Annotated in this window: 2 protein-coding genes; both read left to right on the plus strand. The window is 74.7% G+C overall.

Going from position 1 to position 1695, the window contains the following annotated elements:
- Positions 1–174: 174 nt before the first annotated feature.
- Positions 175–1068: an alpha/beta hydrolase family protein gene (locus ACXJKL_RS20550; RefSeq protein WP_457208849.1), complete on the plus strand. Its 894-nt coding sequence runs from the start codon at positions 175–177 to the stop codon at positions 1066–1068.
- 103 nt (positions 1069–1171) lie between these two features.
- Positions 1172–1552 (plus strand): sterol carrier family protein, encoded by a 381-nt coding sequence (locus ACXJKL_RS20555; protein WP_457208850.1) that lies wholly within the window; start codon positions 1172–1174, stop codon positions 1550–1552.
- The last annotated feature ends 143 nt before the right edge of the window (positions 1553–1695 follow it).

Genomic DNA, 1695 nt, shown 5'->3' on the forward strand with positions numbered 1-1695 from the left:
GTCTTCACCACCTCCGACCACGCCCTCAAGCTCACCGACGAGGAGGCCCACGAGCTCCGCCAGGAGCTCGACGACCTCGTCGAGACCTGGGCCGAGCGGACGCGCGGGCGCGACGCCGAGCGGCGTACCTATCTCGTGTTCCAGCTCGTCCAGCCCTCCCCCGAGGTCTGAGGAGTGCGCCGGCACGTCCGCCGCCGCGCCCTGCTCGTGACCGCGACCCTGCTGCCCGTGACGGCCGCGTGCGGGGGCGCCCTCGGCGAGGATGGCCCCCGGGCCACCGACCGCGCCCCCGACGACCCGACGACCGACGACCCGACGACCGACGACCCGCAGGAGCAGCCGATGACCGAGCGCCTCACCTACGGCGACGACCCCTCCCAGTGGGCGGACCTCCGTCGCCCCGACGGCGCCGGCCGGGGCGTCGTGGTGATCCTCCACGGCGGCTTCTGGAAGGCCGAGTACGACGCGTCGCTGGGCGAGCCCCTCGCCGCCGACCTCACGGCGCAGGGCTGGACGACGCTCAACGTGGAGTACCGCCGCGTCGGCAACGGGGGCGGCTTTCCCGAGACCTTCGACGACGTCCACGCGGCGATCGAGGCGCTCGCCGGCACGGACGTCGACACGTCGACCCTCGTGACCCTGGGTCACTCGGCCGGCGGCCACCTCGCGACCTGGGCGGCCGCCCGGGGCCGCTTCGAGCCGTGGCCCACCCGGGTCCCGGTGACCCACGTGGTCTCGCAGGCGGGCGTCGTCGACCTCACGGCCGCCTACGACCAGCAGCTGGGCGGCGGCGCGGTCGAGGCCCTGATGGGCAGCACCCCCGACGACCTCGACTACGAGCTGGCCGACCCGATGCGGCACGTCCCCCTCGACGTGCCCGCCTGGATGGTGCACGCCGCCGACGACCCGGTCGTGCCGATCGGCCAGTCGCAGGACTACGTCGCGGCGGCCCGCGCGGCCGGTGCCGAGGCCGAGCTGGTCGAGGTCGAGGGCGGCCACTTCGGCGTGATCGAGGTCGGATCCCCGGCCTGGACGGACATCGTCGCCGTCCTCGACGGCATCGCCTGACCCGCACGCCGCGGGCAGTTCGCGAGGTCGAGCGCCTGGCCCACGCCTCGCCGCCCGTCCCTGCGCCGCGAACTGCCCGAGCGGTGCGGGATAACCTCCCGGTGTGCCTGCCCGTCTCCGCGTCGCCGACCCCGCTGCGGTCGCCGCGGCCCTCGCGTCGCGGACCCCGGCCGACGAGCGCCTGCTCGTCAAGCACTTCCTCGCCGTGCTCGCCGAGCGTGCCCCCGGCAACTCCGTGGAGGTCAGGGTTCCGCCCGTCGCCGCCGCCCAGGTCATCCCCGGGGTCCGGCACACCCGCGGCACGCCCCCGGCCGTGGTCGAGACCGACCCGGAGACCTGGATCGCGGTGGCCCGGGGCGAGCTCACCTGGCACGACGCCCTCGCCAGCGGGCGTGTCCTCGCCAGCGGCGAGCGCACCGACCTCACGCCGTACCTCCCCCTCACCACGCACGACACGACGACCGCTCCGACGAACGAGGACTGAATGGACATCCGCTCCCTCGGCTTCCGCACCGACCTGCGCCTGCTGGAGATGACCGGCAGCGAGATCGAGGACCGCGGCACCCACCTGGTCATCCGCACGCCGGAGAACCCGACGTACTTCTGGGGCAACTTCCTGCTGCTGCG

The organism is Nocardioides sp. P5_C9_2, from assembly GCF_054049555.1.